At 57.9% G+C, this 6,357-nt stretch carries 4 protein-coding genes; 2 read left to right on the top strand and 2 right to left on the bottom strand.

All coding sequences use genetic code 11. From position 1 onward, the window contains the following. The first annotated feature begins 528 nt into the window (after nt 1-528). Together AB4043_RS10695 and AB4043_RS10690 are read left to right on the top strand one after the other, a co-directional pair. Nucleotides 529-3,588, top strand: a complete 3,060-nt coding sequence (locus AB4043_RS10695) for an Rne/Rng family ribonuclease (RefSeq protein ID WP_442300957.1) — start codon at nt 529-531, stop codon at nt 3,586-3,588. Between the two features lie 172 nt (nt 3,589-3,760). Then, nucleotides 3,761-4,672 (top strand): hypothetical protein, encoded by a 912-nt coding sequence (locus AB4043_RS10690; protein ID WP_442300956.1) that lies wholly within the window; start codon nt 3,761-3,763, stop codon nt 4,670-4,672. A 402-nt stretch (nt 4,673-5,074) separates the two neighbouring features. On the opposite strand, the gene AB4043_RS10685 is transcribed toward AB4043_RS10690, so the two are convergent. Continuing rightward, the gene (locus AB4043_RS10685; RefSeq protein WP_442300955.1) at nt 5,075-5,455 is read right to left on the bottom strand and encodes a hypothetical protein; all 381 of its coding nucleotides are present in this window, start codon (nt 5,453-5,455) and stop codon (nt 5,075-5,077) included. 11 nt (nt 5,456-5,466) lie between these two features. Beyond that, nucleotides 5,467-6,357: M24 family metallopeptidase (locus AB4043_RS10680; RefSeq protein ID WP_442307032.1), on the bottom strand; the 891-nt coding region annotated here is incomplete at its 5' end.

Genomic DNA, 6,357 nt, shown 5'->3' with positions numbered 1-6,357 from the left:
GAGCTATGGGGGATCGTCGGTGCTGTTTACCTTCATGGCGCTGGGGATTGTAATGAACGTGCGGATGCGGCGATTTGTGAACTAAATTCCCTGAAATCCCTGCAAGGTTACAGGCTGGTTTAGACGCGGCACTCTGGATAGTGCATACTATGGGCAGGACCTGCCCGAGGCGAGACCCTCCGGCAGATGGCCTACAGCCGTCCTAGCGGCGCTACGTGAGCGCGGACGGCAAACAAAGATTTTTATGTGATTCCGGCCAGGCGAAGACCATTCCGCCCGCTGGACAGGATTGAAGAAGAAGCGATGAACGTACACGGACCGCGAACGGCCGCACCTCAAAACGAGGCAGCACAGGTCACAAAATCCGTCTGCGTTTTCCCGGTTGTAATCCCCTCAAAGTCAGTTGCAACACACTTCGGGGCTCCCCCAGGATGGGGCGCGCACGGGGCGAGGGTGTAGCACGGGTTTTTCTCCTTTCCTGTTCGGCAGGTAATTGATTCGCCTGGTCTTAGAAGAAAGAGACCAGATATGTCGAAGGAAATTTTTATCTCCTCAACGCCGCATGAAACGCGGCTGGCCATCGTAGAAAACGAGGCACTTTCGGAGATTTACTACGAGCGCGAGAACGAATACACTCTCGCCGGCTCGATCTACAAAGGCAAAGTAACCCGTGTTCTACCCGGTATGCAGTCGGCGTTTGTCGACATCGGGCTCGAGCGTGATGCCTTCCTCTACATCACCGATTTTCTGGAAGAGACTCCAGATTCAGAGGAATTTGAGACAGAAGGCAGCGCTACGCCCGTTGAGAATGGCGCCGGTTCCGGAGACCAGCGGGAGCGCGGCCGCCGCCGTGGCCGTGGACGCCGTGGGCGCGACCGTGGAGAACGCGGTGGTGAACAGCAGGGCGGGCAGGAGGCTGTTCCAACGGGTGAGACCCTGGTGCTGGAGGGCGGTTTCGCCGAGGAAGAGACCGTTGAGTTTACCGGGTCCGCAGACCGGGCAGAGGGCGAGGAGCGTCCCGCCGAGGATCAGGGCGAGGGTGGCAGCCGCCGCTGGCGTGGACGTCGTGGCCGCCGCCGTGGCCGTGGACGCCGCGAAGAGTCGCAGACGCTCAGTGGAGAGCCACGCTCTGAGCACGAGTCTGATCCGGTGGAGTTTGAGCCCGAAGCGCATCCGGCAGAGCAGCCCGAGCTCTCAGCCGAAGTAGCCGCCGATCTGGAAGCTCCGTTTATCCTTCCGGGCGAATCGCTCTCGAAGTATCGCCGCGGTGAGGGACCAGCCGCTGCCGCAGCCGAGGAGAAGTCCGTGCCGGCTGGCCCCGTAATCTCGGGTGTGGCGAAGCCCGCAACGCTCGTGGAAGAGGTCGACACCACCGGCTGGGATGGCGGATTTGCGCTTCCTGGCGAGTCGCTGAGCCGCCGCCGTAGTGCCCCGCAGGCCGCTGCTCCCGTTGTACCGGTTGCTGCGGTTGTTGAAGAGGTTCCGGTGGTTGCCGAGCAGCCTGCCGAGGTTCTGGGTACGGCGACAGACCTGGAGTTCGCTCCTGCAGCCGCAGAGGCTCAGGAAGTGGCCCAGGCTGAGCCGGTTGAGGAAGCTGCAGCAGTGGAGCAGAAGCCTGTAGAGCCGGTAACGCCCGCGGAGTATGAGCCCACCGAGGGTTCGGTGTCGTTCCGTGTGGATGTCGGCCAGAGCGAGTTTCGCCAGAAGGTGGAGCCGGAGTTTGAAGAAGAGGTGATGGTTGAGGAGGCAGCGGCGGAGGAAAATTCCGCGGTCGAGCATGCCTTCACCACGCTGCAGCCGACCGGCGAGATGATCTCTGAAGTGGAGACGCCGGAGGTCCCATCCTCTCCTATCGAGCATGAGTCTGCCGTGCAGTCGGTGACTCTGGCGGAAGCGGAGCATCCGGTAACACCGGTGGAAGCAGCTACGGTCGAGTCGTCCATCGTTGAGGCACTGCATGAGGGTGAGTTCGAGGAAGAACTGATCGACGAAGACGAGTACGAGTTCGAGCCCCTGGCGATGCATGCGGCCGACGAGGAATATCTCGAAGACGACCTGGAAGAGGAGACGCTGGAAGGCGCCGCGGATCTGGGTACGATGCTCCGCGATATGTCCATCGACGAAGCCACACAGACTGAGGAAGAAGAAGAGGAAGAGGAGCAGGATGAGCCTCTGATCGAAGGCGAGTTCGAAGAGACGTCTGAGGATGAGGGTTCCTCGGAAGAGGAGACAGAAGAGGTAGCGGCCGAAGGTGAGGCACAGCCCCGCCGTGAGCGTGGAGGACGGCGCGACCGTCGTGGACGCAGCGGACGAGACCGTGACCGTGGCCGGGATCGTGGGCGTGGCGGACGTGGTCCGAGCCGGGCCTCGATGCAGACCACTAACCTGCCGGCGATCAGCGATCTGCTGAAGCCGGGACAGGAGATCCTGGTGCAGATTGCCAAGGAGCCGATCGCCAAGAAGGGTGCGCGCATCACCTCGCACATCGCCCTCCCTGGCCGCTTCCTGGTCTTTATGCCCACGGTCAACCATGTGGGTGTTTCCCGCAAGATTTCGAGTGACGATGAGCGCCGCCGCCTCAAGCAGGTGCTGCTAAGCGAAAAGGCCGAAGCGACCGGCGGGTTTATTGTTCGTACGGCTGCGGACGGCGCCAGTGAGCAGGAGCTGCGTAGCGATCTCCGCTTCCTCATCAACCTCTGGAACGACATCAAGGGGCGGTCGGATTCTTCGAAGTCGCCTGCCCTGATCTATCACGACCTGAACCTGGTAGAGCGCATTTTGCGTGACCAGGTGACGGATAACTTCTCCCATATCTGGGTTGATAACGAGACTGAGTACGAGCGCGTGTTGCGCTTCCTGCAGCGCTTCGAGCCTTCGCTGATTCGCCGGGTGAAGCTCTACAGCAAGGAAACGCCGCTGTTTGAGCAGTTCGGTATCTCGGAGGAGATCAACAAGGCGCTGCGTTCGAAGGTATGGCTGAAGTCCGGTGGATCGATCGTGATCAACCAGACTGAGGCTCTGGTGGCCATCGATATCAACACCGGCAAGTACGTTGGTAAGACGGCCCGCCTGGAAGACACCATCGTGAAGACGAATCTCGATGCCATTCCAGAGATCGTGCGGCAGATCCGCCTGCGCGATCTTGGCGGCATCATCGTGATCGACTTTATCGACATGGATGAGCGTAAGAACCGGCAGAAGGTGCTGGCTGCGCTTGAAGAGGAGCTGAAGAACGATCGTGCTCCTTCCAAGGTGCTACAGTTCAATGATTTTGGCCTGGTGGCGATTACCCGTAAGCGTGTGAAGCAGTCGCTGGAGCGCACCCTGAGCACGCAGTGCTCCATCTGCACCGGTACGGGCATGGTGAAGTCACCAGTCACGGTCGCGAACGAGATCTACATCGAGATGCGCAAGATGTATCGCCATATCGAGAAGAGCGACATCATGTTGCGTGTGCATCCGGAGGTCGTCAAGCAGTTGAAGAGCAACAATGCAAGCTGGCTGCATGAGATAGAAGAACTCACGGGCAAGACCATCCTGGTGAAGAGCGATCCGAGCCTTCATCCTGAGCAGTTCGACATCCACTAGTCATTAGGAAGAAGCGGGTCCTGTGTTGCTGACACAGGGCCCGCTTTCTTTTGCGACGAATCCATTTGTCGTCGAAGAGCGTCCTACACAACAACCGGGAAAAACCGGTGTCTGAACAGGCTGAGGGCGGTCCTCCCCGTCCTTTTTGAACAAGGARCGTATGTACATGCTGATGAGCACTGAGTTTACCGGCCGGCGCATGGCGCGGATCGTAGGTTTATTTGCCTTGGCGGCTGGTTCATTGGTTGCGAAGGCGCAAAGTGCGAGCGAACCGAAGCTGGATCTTACTCCGACTCTCCCTTCGCTCAATGAGTACCTGTACGACACGACGCCGTCAGCGTCTTACAGTTCGTCGGTCGTGGCTTCGGTAGAACCGGAGATGAACTTCTCCAGCGAGATGCAGCCACCTCCACGCCGCCAGTATGGCCGTCCGCGCTATAACGACCGGAATCATAATCCTGACGGATCGAACCGGTACACCTTTATGGTGGGCGGAGGTTTCGTTTCGCCTGTCGGCTCCACAAGCAACTATCAGACGCTCGGCTGGAAGGTTGCTGTAGGCGGCGGAGTGAACTTCAACAAGTACTTCGGCGTGCTGCTGCAGTACGATTATGACCGGATGAATATCCCGAGCTACATCCTGCGGAAGATGATCTCAGATTATTCGTCAATCGGCTTCGATGCCAGCGGCCTGGACGGCAATACGCATCTCTGGTCGATTACGCTGAACCCGATTATTACCTTCATGCAGGATGAGTCTTCCAGCGCTTACGTCACTGGCGGTGGAGGCTTCTACCGGAAGGTAACGAACTTTACTCTGCCTCAGGTGGGCTATTACTGCGACTACTTCTACGGTTGCTATGCGGTTTCATCCAACCAGACCTTCGATCACTATTCGAATAATGCTGGTGGTGTGAATATCGGCCTGGGCTTCACGCACAAACTGTCTCACTACAGCAACCAGAAGCTGTTTGCCGAGGCGCGCTATACATGGGTGGACAACCAGCCCAATAGCAACATCTATTACACCCCGAACAACTACCGTACGAGCTACATTCCGGTAACGTTCGGCTTGCGCTGGTAAAGCATTGTCACTTACAAAAAATCCGTGAGCAAAGGCTCACGGCTTTTTTGCTTTAGGTGAGATTTGTAGCGTGTGAAACATTCAAGAAAGTTCGCGTTCGGTGGGAGCCGTCGACTTTAGAGCCTTTCTCCTGTTGCTGGGTAGCCCGGAAGGGGAGTGCAGCGGCGTTTTCATTGCGGAAAACGCCCATAGATACGGAATCCCTACACTACACCTACAGGAGAAATGCTTTTAGCCCACGGTATTTCGCCCATTCATGAGAGCGTTCACGTCACCGGGCTGAAGAAGCCGCTGCTCCCACTCAATTGGAAACGATGGATGTCTCGGGGCGAAGCGGAATCACCAGAGTAGAGGGTGGGAGTGAACAAGACGGAAGCTCGTGTGATCCGCTGATTCACAACACTAGAGAGCCATGCAGAGAGCCGTGCCGCCGGCGACGCCGAGGGCTGCGAGCAATGTCTGACCGACCCTTGAACGATTCAGTTGCCCTGTGTTGGTGAAGACGATGTAGCTGACCGTCAGAAGCAGAATTCCCGCAGGCAGAAAGGTCTGGTAGCCCTTGTTGACTGGAGACAGGACGGTGGCAACATATCCCCCGGCGAAGCCGCATACCGCCCAGAGGAGCGCATGCAATGTCGTATAGGCGCTGGTGAAACGGCCTTTCTGCATCACGAAGGTCGGCATCACCGACGTGATGACGAACGTCACGACGAGATAGGCGAGAATAACGGCAAAGTATCCAGCCAGTACCGCAACAGCCATGAAAAGTATGGACTTAGTCATCGTTCTCGATCCTATCGCATTCCTGCTTCTACGCTGTTTGGTTCGACAGGGAGGTTCGTAATGAGGTTTACCAGTTTGCCGTCCGCATCGACGTAGTAGGTATCTTCGATGCGAATTCCGATCTTTTCTTCGGGGATATAGATACCCGGTTCGATGGTAAAGACATTTCCCTTGTCGAGCGGTTTGGCAGGGTCATAGGGATCATGTACGTTGATGCCGACGTGATGGCCCAGTCCATGCAGGAAGTATTTGCCGAGAGGCTCGCCGTGCAGGTCCTTGCCATGGGTGTTGATGTAGTCGTAGGCGATCTTGTCGAGGGTGTCGGTGACTTCAGGGCCGCGCTGATTGACGTTGCCAAGACGCATCTTGCCGGCGATGAAGGCTGCTGCTGCGGCGCGGTGGGCTCCCAGCACAATCTCATAGAGTTCCCGCTGCCGCGGTGTGAACTTGCCTCCAATGGGCATGGTGCGGGTGATATCGGAGGCGTACATAGAGTACTCGCAGGCGGCGTCGATGACAACGACATCGCCTTTTTCCATAGTGGCTTCATTGGAGGAGTAGTGCAGCGTCGTGGAGTTGATGCCGCTGCCGACGATGGGAGCGTAGGAAGGGCGTTCGCATCCGCTCTCCAGCATCTTCGCAAGCTCCAGGCCGGCGATGGTGCGTTCGCGCACACCGGGCTTGATGGCTTTCATGCCGGCTTTTTGTGCTGCGGCAGAAGCTACGGCAGCTTTGCGCAGCAGATCGATCTCGGCATCAGACTTAACCATGCGCTGCGGAATAAGCAGCGGCCGTACCTCTTTTGCCGACAGTCCCGAGTTGCCGAGCGTAGCCCCTGTGAACTCCACTGCGGCATGGGCGGAAGACATATCGGTCTGGGTGAACAGACTGGAGGCTGGAGG

This window comes from Terriglobus sp. YAF25, from assembly GCF_052113305.1.
Classification (GTDB): Bacteria; Acidobacteriota; Terriglobia; order Terriglobales; family Acidobacteriaceae; genus Terriglobus.
This window is presented reverse-complemented; position numbering and strand designations above follow the sequence as displayed.